Source organism: Salinispira pacifica (genome assembly GCF_000507245.1).
Taxonomy (GTDB): Bacteria; Spirochaetota; Spirochaetia; order DSM-27196; family Salinispiraceae; genus Salinispira; species Salinispira pacifica.
The window spans coordinates 1,955,114-1,970,438 of the sequence record NC_023035.1 but is presented as its reverse complement, the minus strand read 5'-3'; the positions used below and the strand labels follow the sequence as shown (position 1 = coordinate 1,970,438).

Sequence of the window (15,325 nt, the reverse complement as noted above, 5' to 3'; positions counted from 1 at the left end):
GAACGCTCAGACGGTTTTCGGGCCGAGTCCGCACTGTTATCTTTGTCCAAACACATAAGGAGAGTTGTATGCCCTGGAAACTAATCTCGGTAATTGTTTTTCTTGCAGTGATCATAATACTCATCGGATTTAACTGGGGCTACACTTCCACGATCTCAATAGGCCTCCATGAATTCACAGAAGTGCCGATAATCATAACAATCGGTGTTTCGTTTCTGGCTGGTGCGGTATTTGCCATACCCTATACCATCAGAACAACTCTGAAGATCAAGAAAAAACAGAACGAAAAAATTGAGCAGGCCAATGCAGATACACAAGTTTCAGGTTCCGGTAAGCGGGCCGTCAAACGGAAAGCAGCAAAAAAATCCAACTCAAAACAGGACGGAAAAAAGGGTTCTTCGGCCCGTCCCCTTCCGGATATTCCACCCGAAGACTGAGAAGAGGTTTATCGGCGGGATTATTCCAGTATTCATACTGTGTTCCCTGCTTTTCGCCATTCCCCATCCACTTTTTTCGGATACAGAAAGCAATCAGGAAACTCAGGAAGAGGAATCCCGAAGCAGAGACAGTTTTGCCCGCTTTGCTGCATGGCCTCATCTTCCCGGGAACTGGAAGGAGTTGTTTGAGTACAACTTTGTTCCGGCTGGTGCACAGATGCAGGAAAACATGTTCTCCGATCTTCAGGCCTTTTTCCGCACTATCACCCATGGTGTAGAAGAGATCCAGACTCAGGGTGATAACTCAGATCTTCAGATGGGATTGCAATTCACTGCGGCCCTTCTGAACAGGCTTGAAAGAGTAGAAGACCGAAGCGCCCGTTTTATCATTTCTGCTGAGAATCGGGGTGCTGCACTGATGGTCATGGAACTCCGACTGCAGCAGTACCTGCTCATGAACAATCTTCATGAGGCAGCAATTTTATCGGACGAACTAACCCGGTTTTTTCCAGGGGGTGGCTTTCTTCTCCGGGCTGCTGAGATATATATGGCCCTGGGTGACACATCATCCGCACGCAGCAGGCTCCAGACCTACCTTCAGCAGTCTTCGCCCGGCGGGGAAGATTATGACAGAAGCAGCTACTTACTCTCCAGAGTGTTGATTGATGAAGGTTCATCCGACAGGGCTATGGAACTTCTGTACCGGACCTACTCAGCCCGGCTCACCCAGGAACAACGGCTCAATAGATGGAACAGATACGGCATTCAGAATCTGGTTATTTTACGAAATCTTCTGAGCGCAGAGGAGCGGGCCGACAGCCTTTCACCCGATCAAACCACGTTTTTCCGTCGGCTGAGAAGCGATCTTCGGCAATATGACGAAGCAAACGGAGGAAAGGCTGTGCCCAACCCCGGCCTTGAAACTTTTCCCGGTCCCCGTGTGCTCAGTACTGCCAAGGCTCGTATCCCCCAATACCGGGAAGAGTACCTTGAGAATGCCGGCAATGTTCAGCTTGGCGGGCAGTCCGACATTTCTCCGGCTCCTGAAGAACCGGGAACATCCCCGGATTCGACGGAATCAACGAACACGCCGGATACACAATCTCCGTCTTCACAGTTCGGGAATGATACGGACAGGGAAAACTCCGGCCTCCGTGATACAAAAGTGGTTGCCGATCCTTCAATGCCCCTCATTCAGCTGGGCGTATTTTCCCGCCGGGAAAATGCCGCAGCTTTCAGCGAACGCCTTGAGGAGCGGGAGTATCCGGTTTTTCTCAGCTATGATTCCAACAGGAATCTGTATCGGGTGCTTCTTGACAGTACCGACGCATACTTCAGGGGCAGCGAAAATTACGGGAACCCCCGGCGACTGCTTCTTCAGCTTAAGGAAGAAGGTATAGAAGGGTTTGTGGTGGCGGAATAGCCGCCGGCACTGTTCATAATGTTAGTTCATATTTCTCATTCATCATCTTCACGGCGGATAACCTGTTCCAGATTGATCTGTTCATCGCTTACGGGAACCGGGCCGTAGCTGTTCAGTTGCACTTCCTGAAGGGTGATGATCCGATGCTCCTCGTTATCCTCGGTATATTCCTCATATTCAAGAATGAATTGCTGTTTTTGTTCAGCTCCGCCGTTTAAATAATGAGTCTGCATAATACTCACACCGTTCAGGCTGTATATTACATACCCGCCACTTTTTTCCTCGTCCTGTGTTCTGAAGGTGATGTAGGGAGCTGAAAAGAACATCTCCCAGTTCGTGTCGCTCACGAACAGGCCGGAAATCTCATGGGGATACAACTCTTTTCCGCTGCTCATGCTAACCGGAGCCAGACCCCGTACCTGTTCACCGTTCTGCTGCAGACGGGTATACGTTCCCGACCAGAATTTATTATTTTCTTCTCCGCTGAGCTGAATAACCATGGTATTGAGATCCAGCACCGATACCTGCATTCTGCGAATTACACTGCGGATGATCTCATTCTCCATTTGAATCCGGATGCTGCTCCCGAACCCCCAGCGCGAAGAATCGGTCCAGCTGAAATTCAGCTGACGGTCGTCGGTGGCCAGCTGAATTGAGTCGGTAATCCGTGAGAAAAATACTATGCGGTTCCCGTCCTGGTGCTCCCAGGGACCGTCAATAAAGCGATGATAGTCATCCAGGTTTCCTGAATAGAGTTCTGCCAGCTGGTCCTCCTCAACCCTGCTTCCGGGTATTTTTTCGGAGAACGAGAGGAGATAACGGTTTTGTGTGGGACGCCAGGTGTACACCGAACGAATCATATCCAGGGGATTGTCCGATTCCAGATCCTGATTCAGGGCCCGAACGCTGAAGGCTATTCCCATACCGGTCCCGTTATTATACGATTCGTTTCGCTCAACCACATCAATATCAGCCTCAATATCAGCCTCCACACTCAGAATTGAGGCGAACTGCAGACCGTAGGTGTTGCCGCTCTGCTGGCGGAAAATATCAAGGGTCTGTTCCCCTTGATTATTGGTTCCTATTGCAACAAGCTCCTGCTGCCGGTCTCCAATCACATCCTGGGTGTATAATACAAATGTCTGCAGACTGGTGGCCTTGGTCATGGACTGCCAGCTGATAAAATAATCATCCCGGATGGGATCATAATCTGCAATAAGCAGTCCGATATGATCATCCTGACCTTCCCTGAATTTATAGACGATCACCTGCTCATCCGGAGCATCAAGATCAAGACTGAATTCGTAGATCTGGTGGGGAATATACGCCGAGGGAATGGCAATACGGGCGGAAAGCTGAACTTCTGCGGAGGCATTTTCAGATTCGTTCTCAGGAGGTGCAAAGAGCTCAATGTTTTCTCCTGCTCTGGGAACAAGGATTCCGCTTTGATCTGTCCCCGCCGGTGACGGAAGGGGAGTGCTGTTATGGCTGCAGGATGAAAGCAGTGCAGTGATTAAAAGTACCGCATATATGCAAAACCGGAATTTACTGGCTGGTTGATTTCTTTTCATACAAGTATATTCATATCCTGAATTAAAATGATTGTGAACACCCACTTTACAAAGCACAGACTTTTTGTGATTATACGACATGGAACAGCACTCAATTTTTGAAAACATCTCACCCCTTGATCACCGATACTATCAGTCGAACCGTGAACTCTTTGACCTTCTGCGGAAGTACATCAGCGAAGAAGCATCGGTTTTATACTGTGCAAAAGTGGAAGCGGCTCTGGTGAAGAGTCATCTTCATTTTCAGGATCGTCTCAGCGATGAATTGGTAAACGCCCTTGATCAGGCCGTTGAAAAGACCGAACCCGCTTTGGTGTATGAAGAGGAAGCAAAAACCCAGCATAATATCCGCGCCCTGGTGAATGTGATGAAACAATTCGTCCCGGAAGAAATTCGTCACTTTGTGCATATGGGCGCCACGAGTGTTGATATTCTTGATACTGCCAATGCATTGAAACTTCGGGAAGCCGTCCGCCGGGTTATTCTTCCCCAGCTCATCCAGCTGGAGGAGCAGCTCATCCGCTTTGCCACAGAACATGCTGAAACCCCCCAGGTGGGCCGAACCCACGGACAGTACGCCGTTCCCATAACCCTGGGCCACAGCTTCGCCGAATATGTATCCCGGCTGGGGAAAAGCATCCAGGAAATCGACCGGCGAAGCCTGGATCTCAGAGGAAAGCTGGCAGGAGCAGTGGGCGGCTATAACGCCACCAGCATGATCTATGAGGATCCCGTGGAGTTTGAGCGTCACTCCCTCTCTCTGCTGGGACTCAAACCCTCGGACCATTCAACCCAGATGGTGGAGCCTGAACACGTGCTTCGCCTTTTTCTGGAGATCAACACCGCTTTCGGAATTATTGCAAACCTTGCGGATGATCTTCGACACCTGCAGCGAAGCGAAATTGATGAGGTGAGGGAATACTTTTCCCCCACCCAGGTGGGATCTTCGACCATGCCTCAGAAACGGAATCCCTGGAACTGTGAGCATGTAAAAAGCCTGTGGAAGGCCTTCTCTCCCAGAATTATGAGCCTGTACATGGATCAGATATCCGAACATCAGCGGGATTTGAGCAATTCCGCATCAGGACGCTTTACCGTGGAAATCCTTGCGGGCTTCGCTGCCGCCGTGAAAAGAATGGTGAAAATTCTCAGCGGTATGACCGTGAATATGAAAGGTCTCCAGCGCAATCTCGAAAACGCCGGATCCAGTGTGCTCGCGGAACCGGCGTATATTCTCCTTTCCAGCCAGGGTGAAGCGGATGCACATGAGATTATCAGAAAATTCACCCTTAAAGCTGAGCAGGAAGAGAAAAGTCTGTCTGAAGTGATGAAGTCCGACAAAGCTGTCTGGGAGAAAATTTCGCGCAGACTTGAAGCCGTAGGTGTGGATAATCCCGATGAATTTTTCTCCAATCCCCAGCTGTACCGGGGCCGGACCGCCCAGCGCGCACGGGACCTGGGAAGCTTCTGGTCCCGGGAAATGAACGCCCTTTCCACGGGGCTGAAAAACGAGGAATGATCAAAACGGTCAGGCGCCCCCGCGTCTGGCCGTTTTTTTGTATGCCCAGCGAAGCGCAGGCATACCCGACCGGTTGGAAGATACCGGTGTCGCCTCGTTCAGGAGGAAGACAATCCGAATTGCAAGGGCGCAGCTGGCAACGGTTGGGTCTGAAGGAAGCAATAGGAAGTGAACAGCACATAGCGAAAGCGAACCTGATACGGCACAACAGGGGTGGTAAGCGTGCAAAATAGCGCGAAGCCCGAAACCTGAACAGACCTGTAGTGTGTTTGAGGATGGCGTTGTTTACAGGGACTGCGCACAGTATCTGGGGAAACCTGTTGAAATCCCAGCAAAGGGTAGGGAACGACAAGCAGAAATGCAAGTCAGATCGAAGTTTCAGCAGGTGGCAGATGAGTCCGTAGTAGTGAGTAAGTTCCGGCCAGTGAAAGCCAGTAATAGTGTGGAGGAGAAAACCGGAATGACCTCGTCCCCGGTGACGAGGACTGCATTCAGGCCAAAAGCCGGATGCGGATGCGAAGGGACGAAGTTTTTAGTAAATCTTGTTTCGATGAAAAGGCTGGTCGGCAGCTACGCTGCCTGCTCGCCTATGCAACCGAAGGAGCGTGAAGCCTAAACAGAAAGTTGCTGGAAAGTGAGCAGAGTATGTGGCCACGGCCGACTGGGGAACCAGGAAGCTGAGCCAGAATACCGTTGACCTGAGTATCTTTTTGACCAGCTGAATATTGCCGGAAAATGGCTAAGAGACAGCTGCAGAGGAGAGAATGAGCAGGAGTTTCACCGCCGAGGTTTCAAACGAAAGAAGATGCAGACACAAGGAAATCGTAAAATCTGGTACAGCCTCTACGGCAGGATGCTCGAGAGACCACGGCTGGAGGCCGCTTTCAGGAAGGTGAAGGCAGCGAACGGAGCCCCCGGAGTAGACGGAGTGAGCGTCAAAGCCTTTGCCGACCGTCTGGCGGAGCAACTCGATGTACTTGTGAAGGAATTGAAGGACAAGAGCTACCGACCGCTTCCAGTCTTGAGGGTGGAAATACCCAAAGACGGGGGAGGAGTAAGGAAACTCGGGATACCTTCGGTTCGCGACCGGGTAGTCCAGCAAGCCTTACTGGACATTCTAAACCCAATATTTGACCCGGACTTTCATCCGTCCAGTTACGGATACCGACCGGGCAGAAGCGCACATCAGGCAATTGATAAGGCATCTACGTTCATGCGCAGGTATGAATTGGAATGGGTAGTGGATATGGACTTGTCGAAGTGTTTTGACACACTGAAGCATGACTTTTTACTGACTCAAGTACGAAAACGAGTTGCCGATGGAAGCATCTTGAATCTCATACGCCTCTTTCTTGAAAGTGGTGTGATGACGGATGCTGGTGAAGAGAACACTGAAGAAGGGAGTCCCCAGGGCGGGGTGATTAGTCCGCTTCTCGCGAACATCTACCTCGACTTCTTTGACCAGTGGAGCATGGCACGAGGGTATCGCATAGTTCGCTATGCCGACGATATCCTCATCTTTGCTTCATCACAAAAAGGTGCGGAACGTCGGCTTGCAGCTGCAACGCATTTTCTGGAAGAAGAAATGGGACTGGCTGTGAATCGTGAGAAAACTCACATTACAAACCTGTATGAGGGGGTGCGCTACCTTGGAGTAGTAATCTCTCGTCACCACACCCGGATTCAGGAAAAGAAGGTGAAAGCCTTCAAGGACAAGGTCAGGAAACTGACCCGACGCAACAGCGGGAGACCGCTGGGATCGACAATTTACGAACTCAATCCAGTACTACGCGGGTTTGCTAACTATTTCAGGATAGCAAATTGTACGAAGGTATTCAGGGAGCTGATGAGCTGGGTACGCAGGCGATTGCGGGCTATTCAGTTGCGACTTTGGAAACGCTCTTCCCGGCTGCACCGCCGATTGCGGCAGCTGGGATTTCAAGGCGAGTTCAAACACATCAAGATGAGTTCGTGGAGATCGGCTAAAAGTCCGCTTGCAGCCATGGCGCTGCAAAACAAGCACTTTGAAGAGATGAATCTGTTTTCTCTCGACAAGGTACAGGTCGCAATTTCTGTCCGGCAGCTTGCTGGATAACTGAAGACAGGAGCCGTATACGAGGTCCGTACGTACGGTTCTGTGAGAGGGACAATAAAGGAGGTCATTCCTCCTTTATTGCCCTACTCGATATTGGCGTACCCGGAAAAAGTTTCCGGTATGCCGTGTACCCCCAAGACAATGAAACACCAACCCAGGAGGTTAAAGAATGGAACTTACAGATTCCTACAGTTATGATGATGTGCTGCTGAAGCCCGGCTACTCTCAGGTGCTTCCGGGAGATACAGATGTTGGACTGGAACTCTTTCCCGACGTAAAGCTGAATGTACCGGTGATTTCCGCCGCAATGGATACAGTGACCGAAGCCAGACTTGCAATCGCTCTGGCCCTGGACGGAGGAGCCGGGGTGATTCACCGGAATCTTACCCCCGAAGCACAGGCGGAACAGGTAGCCAAGGTGAAGCGGCATCTGAATTGGGTGATTGAGAATCCGGTGACTGTCCGAACCAATACCAGCCTGCATGAAGTGAAGCGTATTATGGAGGAAGAGGGGATCAGCGGTCTGCCGGTTGTGGACGACGATAATCATCTTGTAGGTATCGTCACCTCCCGTGATATGCGTTTCAACAGCGACTTGAACAGTACCGTGGAAGATACCATGACTCCAGATCCTGTGGTGGAAACCGGCACACCGGACATTGAAAGTGCTCAGGCGAAATTTGATGAGCATCGCATAGAAAAACTGCCAGTTGTGGATAATATAGGTAAGCTTACCGGCCTTATTACCGTAAAGGATATGGAAAAACACCGCAATTTTCCCAATGCTGCGGTGGATTCACATGGCAGGCTTCTGGTGGGGGCTGCTGTGGGTCCCAATGATATTGACGCCAGACTGTCACTACTCACTGCGGCCAAGGCTGATTTTATTGTAATCGATTCAGCCCATGGATCCAGCAGCAAGGTTATTGAATCGGTGGCCTATATTAAAAAACACTGGGATATCCCGGTAATCGGGGGAAATATCGCAACGGCGGACGGTGCAAAACGGCTAATTGAAGCGGGAGCAGATGCCATAAAAGTGGGCGTAGGGCCGGGATCGATCTGCACCACCCGGGTTGTGGCAGGCATCGGAGTACCTCAGTTTTCTGCAGTTCTCTGGGCAGCAGAAGAGGCTGCAAAACACAACATTCCGGTAATTGCCGATGGCGGTATCAAATATTCCGGTGATATCGCCAAAGCCATAGCAGCGGGAGCAAGTGCCGTAATGATCGGAAGCCTCTTTGCGGGTCTGAAAGAGGCTCCCGGGAGAGAAATAATATATGAGGGAAGAATCTTTAAAACCTACCGGGGAATGGGAAGTATCGGTGCCATCAGAAGCGGATCGGGTGACCGGTATCAGATGAATCCGGACGACGAACCGGTTCCCGAAGGTGTGGAAGGAAGAGTGCCCTACAAAGGCGAATTGCGGCCATATCTCCATCAGCTGGTAACCGGACTGAAAAAGGGGATGGGCTACACGGGATGCGCCGATCTTAACGAATTGCGGCAATACAAAAAATTCATTAAGATAACCGCTGCGGGTTTGAAAGAGAGTCATGCACATGATGTGACCATTACTCAGGAACCCCCCAACTACTCACGTTAAGGATATCTCGTATGAATCTTGTTGTTATCGGTGCCCAATGGGGAGATGAAGGTAAGGGAAAGATGGTGGACTATCTGGCCTCTGAGGCTGATGTGATTGTCCGGTTCAGCGGCGGAGCAAATGCCGGCCACACCATCGTGCATGGCGAACGTACGTACAAACTCCACCTTGTTCCCTCAGGGATTCTGTATCCCGGAAAAACCGTAGTGCTTGGAAGCGGTATGGTTATCGATCCCCAAAGCCTCTTTCAGGAACTCGCCGACCTTGAAAAAGAAGGCGTTGACTGGAAGGGCAGGGTGCTGATATCAAGCCGGGCCCATATAGTTCTCCCGGGATATAAAGAACTGGATAAACGGCAGGACAGCCAGCGGAAAAAACCCATCGGAACCACCGGCCGGGGTATCGGCATTGCCTACAGTCTGAAATCAAGCCGGGACGGCATCAGAATGGCCGACCTGGATGATGATAACCGATTAAGTTTACTGGACGATTCAGATCGAAGCTTCCTTGAGGAATACCGTGAACGGCTCAAGGAAATGATGGTTGATATTACTTCATTTATACACGGCAGTTCACCGGAGCGAATGCTCCTGGAAGGAGCCCAGGGTGTACTCCTGGATCTGGATCTTGGAACCTATCCGTTTGTAAGCTCGGGGTATTCGGCGGCAGCTGGAGCAAGTCTGGGTGCCGGGATCGGTCCCAGGCAGATTGACGGTATTCTCGGAGTATTCAAGGCCTATTCCACCAGGGTCGGGAACGGGCCCTTCCCGAGCGAATTTACCAGCGATCGGGACGGCGAACTGGAACACCGTATTCGTGACATCGGCAGAGAATACGGTGCAACCACCGGCCGCCCCCGTCGCTGCGGCTATCTTGACCTGGTTGCCCTGAGATATGCTTGTATCTCCAACGGACTAGACGGTCTGATCCTCACAAAAATCGACGTGTATGACAGCTTCGATGAGATACAGGTATGCGTGGGCTATGAGATTGACGGTAAGCAGTACCGTGATTTTCCTGTATCCGTGAAGGATCTTCAAAAAGCAACACCAGTTCTTAAAAAATTTGCCGGCTGGAAAAAAGATGTAACCGGGATCGACAGCTATGAGCAGCTACCTGAAGAAGTGAAAGAGTATATCAGCTACATTGAAGATTTCACCGAAACCCCTGTTACCGTGGTATCGGTGGGACCGGAACGCAGCCAGACAATCATCAGACAGGAACTATGGACACAATACTAATACTAGATTTCGGCGGACAGACCGCCCAGCTCATTGCCAGAAGAATCCGGGAACTGGGAGTGTACAGTGAGATCATACCCGGAGATACCGGATATGACCGGATTCCGGATGTCATCCATATGGATGACGTGAAAGGATTTATTTTTTCCGGGAGCCCCGAATCTGTGTATGATCACAATGCACCCGCTCTGGATCCGCGTTTTCTGGAGGACGGACGGCCCATCCTCGGAATCTGTTACGGACTCCAGAGATTCACCCACGATCTGGGTGGGCGGGTTGAGCAGAAACATACCCGTGAATTCGGCAGAAACCGCATCAAATTCCGCCATCAAAGCCCGCTGTTTAAAGATATACCCGAGGGTTTCATCAGCTGGATGAGTCATGGCGACAGCATTGATACTCCCGCACCGGGCTTCCGGATAATCGCTGAAAGTGAACATCATCATCCTGCGGCGGTATCCCATGAGGAATTACCAGTCTATGGACTGCAGTTCCATCCGGAAGTGAGCCATTGCGAATACGGCAGTGAAATACTCTCCAATTTCGCATGTGAAATATGCGGGGCCGGCAAAGAATGGAACATGCACATGTATATGGAGGAAGCTGCTGAGGATATCCGGAAACAGGCCGGGTCCAAGCCTGTGCTTCTGCTGATATCCGGGGGAGTTGATTCAACCGTTGTAGGAGGTATGCTTCTAAAAAGTCTGCCCCATGATCAGGTCCATCTCATGTATATCGACACCGGGTTAATGAGAAAAAATGAATCCGTCAAGGTTGAAAAGACACTGAAAGCTCTTGGTGCCACCCACCTCCATATTATCCATGCGGAAAAAGACTTTCTTGATCCCCTCGAAGGAGTCTCCGATCCGGAGAAAAAGCGCGAGATTATCGGTGATGCCTTCATACGGGTTCAGGAACGGGAAATTGCCAGACTGGGTGTGGAAAACTCGATTCTTGCCCAGGGCACTCTTTATACCGATATGATCGAGTCCGGTAAGGGTGTGGGCAACAAAGCCAAGGTGATCAAAAGTCATCATAATGTCCGAAGCCCCCTGGTTGAGCGCAAACGGGAACAGGGATTGATCATTGAACCTCTATCCAAACTGTATAAGGATGAGGTGCGGGCTCTGGGTATCGAACTGGGAATTGACCCGGATGTGGTAAACCGCCACCCCTTTCCCGGTCCCGGCCTTGCGGTACGGATTATCGGGGAAATAACCCGGGAGAAACTTCAGATTCTTCGTGAAGCGGACCATATATTTATCAGCGAGCTGAAGGCCAGGGGGCTGTACCACAACATCTGGCAGGCTTTTGTTGTGCTTCTGCCGGTACGCTCTGTGGGAGTCACCGGTGATGCCCGGGAATACGGCTATGTCTGTTCTTTACGGGCCATCATATCCAGAGATGGGATGACAGCTGACGTCTACCCCTTCGAGATGAATGATCTGCTGGAAATATCATCCAGGATCACAAATCAGGTCCGCCATATCGGACGGGTTGCATACGACATCAGCAGCAAACCGCCGGCAACCATAGAGTGGGAGTGATTCCCGGAAGATGCAGGGCTGATAAATCCAGTGGTGGTAACGAAGAGATGTTCAGGGCGCAGAACCTCGATTCAATTCGCCCTCCCAGCGGTAAATACCGCCGAAATCGCTTACATTGCTGAATCCCTGCTCAGTAAGCATCCGCAGCGCTTGAGCCGACCGGTTACCGCTGCGGCAGTACACAATAATCCGGGTATCCTTGGGCACTTGGGGCGGGTTTCCCGGGATATTTACATGTGGAAGAAGCGTTGCACCGGGAATGTGTCCCTGCTCATATTCCGGAAGGCTGCGAACATCCAACAGGAGGATATCTTCATCTTCCTGTAGAAGATTGCGAAGGTCCTCCCAATGGTCAAGTTCCGTTTCCGACTGGGTACCCTGTGCTGCAAGCACCGCTCCGGAAAACAACAGAATGGATAGCGTCAAAATATATTTGAGTTTCATGAGAAATAATCTCAGGAAATGCTGGAGGGGAGTCAAGCTGTTTTTCCAGACTTTTTTCGGCAGCTTCTGAACCCCCGGCAACCGGGGCATGAAACGGAAAATCACACAAGGAGAGTCCAAAATGAATGTTGAAGAGATTGAAAACTACAGACATTCCCGGATCATGGAAGTGCGGTTTATTGATCTGGATGCACTGGCTCATGTAAACAATGCCAAATATTTGAACTATCTGGAGGAAGCCAGACTCGCATATGCCAGAGATGTTCTGGGCTGGGACGGCGATATCCGGCATCTCGGCCTGGTTGTAGCCGGGGTGGAAATTCAGTATAAACTACCCATCCTTCTCAACGAAAAAGTTGAAATCAGGACCCGGGTGAGCAGACTTGGTGGCCGGAGTTTTGAAATGGAATATCTCATTCTGAAAATCAACGGCGAAAATTCCGAACTGGCAGCCCGGGCCAAAACCGTACAGGTCAGTGTCAACGAAGAAACCGGGAAAAGCACCCGCCTTCCGGAAGAGTGGAGGCAGATAATCCAAACCTATGAACCCGGAGAAATTCAGGGAGCATAACATCAACATCGTATTCAAATCCCCATAGCGCAAAGAAGGGGAAAAAATACATTAATGGAGTTGAAAATGAACAAATTTTTTCAGCTTGAGAAAAACAATACTACAGTACGTACTGAAGTGCTGGCGGGTATTACCACTTTTCTCACCATGGCGTACATTCTCGCCGTGAATCCGGCTACGCTGTCCGCTACCGGAATGCCTGCACCTGCGTTGTTCACTGCTACAGCCCTGGCTGCAGTGGTGGCCACACTGGTGATGGCCTTGTGGGCAAAACTGCCTTTCGCTCTGGCTCCCGGAATGGGATTGAATGCATTTTTTGCATTCACCGTGGTTCTGGGAATGGGAAAAAGCTGGCAGTTCGCACTGACAGCAGTGTTTTTGGAAGGGATTATCTTTCTGATACTTACCGCATTTAACATACGGGAAGCAATTATCAGTCTGATCCCCTCCAATATTAAAAAGGCGATATCCGTGGGTATCGGACTGTTTATTGCCTTCATCGGAATGCAGAACGCGGGTATTATCTCCGATAACTCTGCCGTACTGGTGGAGTTGGGTGACTTTTCCTCTGCTGCCGTTCTCCTTGCGGTGCTCGGTCTGATAATATCTTCAGTTCTGCTTGCATTTAAAGTGAAAGGTGCGCTGCTTTGGGGGATTATCGCATCAACCGTCGTGGGTATTCCCCTTGGTGTAACAAACCTGGAAGGATTCACTCTCTTTCGCAGACCGCCCAGTCTTGAACCGATTCTGTTCCAGTTTGAATGGACCGAGATTCTCAGTCTTGAAATGCTGCTGGTACTGTTCACTTTTCTTTTTGTTGATATGTTCGACACCGTGGGCACCCTGATCGGAGTTTCAACCAAGGCGCAAATCCTGGAAAAAGACGGAAAAATTCCCCGGGCCAAACAGGCTCTTTTTGCCGATGCCATCGGTACAACAGTAGGTGCAATCTTCGGTACTTCCACCGTGACCACCTATGTTGAAAGTGCATCAGGAATCGAAGAAGGCGGGCGTACCGGTCTCACCGCACTGGTAACTGCAGGGCTCTTCGCTCTGGCGCTGTTCTTCAGCCCCCTCTTTCTGATGGTTCCGGGAGCCGCCACCGCACCTGCGCTTATTCTGGTAGGTGTATTTATGATGAGTCCGGTGAAGGATATCGATTTCCAGGATATCACCGAATCACTTCCCGCATTCCTTACTATCATTATGATGCCGCTGGCGTACAGCATTGCTGAAGGAATTGTGTTCGGAATAATCTCCTATGTGATTCTGAAAACCCTTACTGGTAAGTTCAGGGAGGTATCGGTGGCTACGTATATTGTAGCTGCGGTGATGCTCATCAAATTTTTTATCTGATGTACAGTGCCCCAAAGCTTGTGGAAAAAATCTATTTCCAAAAATTCAACCATACTGATGGTGTCGGGTATTTTTCAGGCACTAAATATGTTGTTTTTTGTTAGAAAAGGCAGTGTTTCACAAGCTTCCGTGCACTAATACAGAAAAACCGGGAATCGTGCAGAAACCACGATTCCCGGTGTAAATTTCGTAATGCAATTACCTACCATCTATGCTATGCTTCGGACACATGGCAGATCATATACAAAAAAGATGGTTTCCCCTTGATAATGCGGCTCATCTTTTCCCCACCATCGAAAGCGACAACAGAACCGCTGTATTCAGGCTTGCGGTTACCCTGAAAGAAGAAATTCGCAAGGAACCGCTTCAGAAAGCTGTGAATCGTGTGCTCACGAGATTTCCAACATTTCGAGTTCGCCTGGTGCGAGGAATGTTCTGGAATGTTCTGGATGAAAACCGTAATCCCCTGCTGGTTGAGAAAGACGTGCGCAATCCATGTATGCGGCTGGATTATCGTCGCAGCAAAGGTCACCTTCTGAGAGTCCGGTATTTTAAGAATCGCATAGCCGTGGAGTTTTTTCACAGCCTTACCGATGGAACAGGAGGCATGTCTTTTCTCCTGACTCTCGCCGCTGAGTACCTGAGTGAACGTGGATATAGTATCCCCAGGGATGAAACTGTCCTGGACGTCACGGAGACTCCGTCTTCTGAAGAAATCGAAGATGCATTTGTCCGATACCATAAGCCTGGAATGCCACGAAGCGGCGGGGATCCCCCGGCCTTTCAATACCGTGGAGACGCAGCAGAATCCGGTACAATACATCACATCCATGGAGTTATCCCTTACACCAGGCTCAAAGAGGCTGCATCCAGGCACCAAACAAGCATCACCGTGTTTCTTACTGCGGTATATCTAAAAGTTCTGCAGGATATTCAGGAAAAAGGACCCGTTTCTAAGCGCAAGGCTCCTATCAGACTGTGCATTCCCGTAAATCTGCGAAATCATTTTCCTTCAAAGACCAGGAGAAATTTCTCTCATTTTCTTACCCCCAGCATCTATCGATGGAAGGAAGAACGATATCAATTTTCCGAGCTGCTTCACAGTATTCACCACCAGCTCACTCTTAACAATCGCCCCCGCATTCTCCAGCGTGAGTTCAGCCCCAATGTGGCGGCAATGACAAATCCGGTAATACGAGGCATGCCGCTATTTATAAAAAATTTAGTGATACGCCTTGTTTCCCACAGTGTAGGCGAGCGATTGTTTTCGGGTATGCTCTCCAACCTGGGCAATGTGACACTTCCGCCGGAACTTCAGGAGCATGTTGAACGGCTGGATTTCCAACTGGGCCCCAACAGAAAAATCGGATCAAGTTTATCCATGCTGGGGTATAACGGCAATATATATATCAATTTTGTACGAAGTACTGAAGATCCGAAAATTGAGCGACGCTTTTTCCGGGAGCTTATTCAGCAATCCGTACCGGTAAAGATACAGAGTAATTGGAGGTAGCT

The 15,325-nt window shown here is 50.1% G+C and carries 12 protein-coding genes; 10 read left to right on the top strand and 2 right to left on the bottom strand.

Features of this window, described 5'->3' with window-relative positions:
- Positions 1-68 precede the first annotated feature (68 nt).
- Complete coding sequence (locus L21SP2_RS08735) at positions 69-437, top strand: LapA family protein (protein ID WP_024268141.1); 369 nt, start codon at positions 69-71, stop codon at positions 435-437.
- Between the two features lie 217 nt (positions 438-654).
- Positions 655-1,860 (top strand): SPOR domain-containing protein, encoded by a 1,206-nt coding sequence (locus L21SP2_RS08730; RefSeq protein ID WP_024268140.1) that lies wholly within the window; start codon positions 655-657, stop codon positions 1,858-1,860.
- 35 nt (positions 1,861-1,895) lie between these two features.
- On the opposite strand, the gene L21SP2_RS08725 is transcribed toward L21SP2_RS08730, so the two are convergent.
- On the bottom strand, positions 1,896-3,431 hold the full coding sequence (locus L21SP2_RS08725; protein ID WP_024268139.1) for a pallilysin-related adhesin: 1,536 nt from the start codon (positions 3,429-3,431) through the stop codon (positions 1,896-1,898).
- 79 nt (positions 3,432-3,510) lie between these two features.
- Here L21SP2_RS08725 and L21SP2_RS08720 point away from each other — a divergent pair, with 79 nt between their 5' ends.
- The 5 genes from L21SP2_RS08720 to guaA all read left to right on the top strand — a co-directional run bounded on the left by L21SP2_RS08720 (position 3,511) and on the right by guaA (position 11,439).
- Positions 3,511-4,950, top strand: coding sequence for a lyase family protein (locus L21SP2_RS08720; protein ID WP_024268138.1), 1,440 nt, complete (start codon positions 3,511-3,513; stop codon positions 4,948-4,950).
- Between the two features lie 805 nt (positions 4,951-5,755).
- On the top strand, positions 5,756-7,045 hold the full coding sequence (ltrA, locus tag L21SP2_RS08710) for a group II intron reverse transcriptase/maturase (RefSeq protein ID WP_024266491.1): 1,290 nt from the start codon (positions 5,756-5,758) through the stop codon (positions 7,043-7,045).
- 169 nt (positions 7,046-7,214) lie between these two features.
- Positions 7,215-8,651 carry an IMP dehydrogenase gene (gene guaB / locus L21SP2_RS08705; RefSeq protein ID WP_024268137.1) on the top strand — a complete coding sequence of 479 codons (1,437 nt, stop codon included), beginning with the start codon at positions 7,215-7,217 and terminating at the stop codon, positions 8,649-8,651.
- Between the two features lie 11 nt (positions 8,652-8,662).
- Positions 8,663-9,892 carry an adenylosuccinate synthase gene (gene purA, locus L21SP2_RS08700; protein ID WP_024268136.1) on the top strand — a complete coding sequence of 410 codons (1,230 nt, stop codon included), beginning with the start codon at positions 8,663-8,665 and terminating at the stop codon, positions 9,890-9,892.
- Positions 9,877-11,439: a glutamine-hydrolyzing GMP synthase gene (guaA, locus tag L21SP2_RS08695; protein ID WP_024268135.1), complete on the top strand. Its 1,563-nt coding sequence runs from the start codon at positions 9,877-9,879 to the stop codon at positions 11,437-11,439. Before purA ends, guaA begins: the two co-directional genes overlap by 16 nt.
- A 51-nt stretch (positions 11,440-11,490) precedes the next feature.
- Here guaA and L21SP2_RS17180 read toward each other — a convergent pair whose 3' ends face one another.
- Entirely contained in the window at positions 11,491-11,883 is a 393-nt protein-coding gene (locus L21SP2_RS17180; protein WP_169730455.1) for a rhodanese-like domain-containing protein, read from the bottom strand.
- A 121-nt stretch (positions 11,884-12,004) separates the two neighbouring features.
- Between L21SP2_RS17180 and L21SP2_RS08685 the strand changes: the two genes are divergently transcribed.
- The 3 genes from L21SP2_RS08685 to L21SP2_RS08675 all read left to right on the top strand — a co-directional run bounded on the left by L21SP2_RS08685 (position 12,005) and on the right by L21SP2_RS08675 (position 15,323).
- Positions 12,005-12,454 carry an acyl-CoA thioesterase gene (locus L21SP2_RS08685; protein ID WP_024268133.1) on the top strand — a complete coding sequence of 150 codons (450 nt, stop codon included), beginning with the start codon at positions 12,005-12,007 and terminating at the stop codon, positions 12,452-12,454.
- Positions 12,455-12,520: 66 nt separating this feature from the next.
- Positions 12,521-13,810 (top strand): NCS2 family permease, encoded by a 1,290-nt coding sequence (locus L21SP2_RS08680; RefSeq protein ID WP_041401403.1) that lies wholly within the window; start codon positions 12,521-12,523, stop codon positions 13,808-13,810.
- 229 nt (positions 13,811-14,039) lie between these two features.
- Entirely contained in the window at positions 14,040-15,323 is a 1,284-nt protein-coding gene (locus L21SP2_RS08675) for a hypothetical protein (RefSeq protein WP_041401401.1), read from the top strand.
- The last annotated feature ends 2 nt before the right edge of the window (positions 15,324-15,325 follow it).

Excerpts from the sequence above, each read along its gene's own strand:
- L21SP2_RS08685 (WP_024268133.1), top strand. The coding sequence starts at position 12,005 with ATGAATGTTGAAGAGATTGAAAACTACAGACATTCCCGGATCATGGAA.
- L21SP2_RS08680 (WP_041401403.1), top strand. The coding sequence starts at position 12,521 with ATGAACAAATTTTTTCAGCTTGAGAAAAACAATACTACAGTACGTACT.
- ltrA (WP_024266491.1), top strand. The coding sequence starts at position 5,756 with ATGCAGACACAAGGAAATCGTAAAATCTGGTACAGCCTCTACGGCAGG.
- L21SP2_RS08675 (WP_041401401.1), top strand. The coding sequence starts at position 14,040 with ATGGCAGATCATATACAAAAAAGATGGTTTCCCCTTGATAATGCGGCT.
- purA (WP_024268136.1), top strand. The coding sequence starts at position 8,663 with ATGAATCTTGTTGTTATCGGTGCCCAATGGGGAGATGAAGGTAAGGGA.
- L21SP2_RS17180 (WP_169730455.1), bottom strand. The coding sequence starts at position 11,883 with ATGAAACTCAAATATATTTTGACGCTATCCATTCTGTTGTTTTCCGGA.
- L21SP2_RS08730 (WP_024268140.1), top strand. The coding sequence starts at position 655 with ATGCAGGAAAACATGTTCTCCGATCTTCAGGCCTTTTTCCGCACTATC.
- guaA (WP_024268135.1), top strand. The coding sequence starts at position 9,877 with ATGGACACAATACTAATACTAGATTTCGGCGGACAGACCGCCCAGCTC.
- L21SP2_RS08735 (WP_024268141.1), top strand. The coding sequence starts at position 69 with ATGCCCTGGAAACTAATCTCGGTAATTGTTTTTCTTGCAGTGATCATA.
- L21SP2_RS08725 (WP_024268139.1), bottom strand. The coding sequence starts at position 3,431 with ATGAAAAGAAATCAACCAGCCAGTAAATTCCGGTTTTGCATATATGCG.
- L21SP2_RS08720 (WP_024268138.1), top strand. The coding sequence starts at position 3,511 with ATGGAACAGCACTCAATTTTTGAAAACATCTCACCCCTTGATCACCGA.
- guaB (WP_024268137.1), top strand. The coding sequence starts at position 7,215 with ATGGAACTTACAGATTCCTACAGTTATGATGATGTGCTGCTGAAGCCC.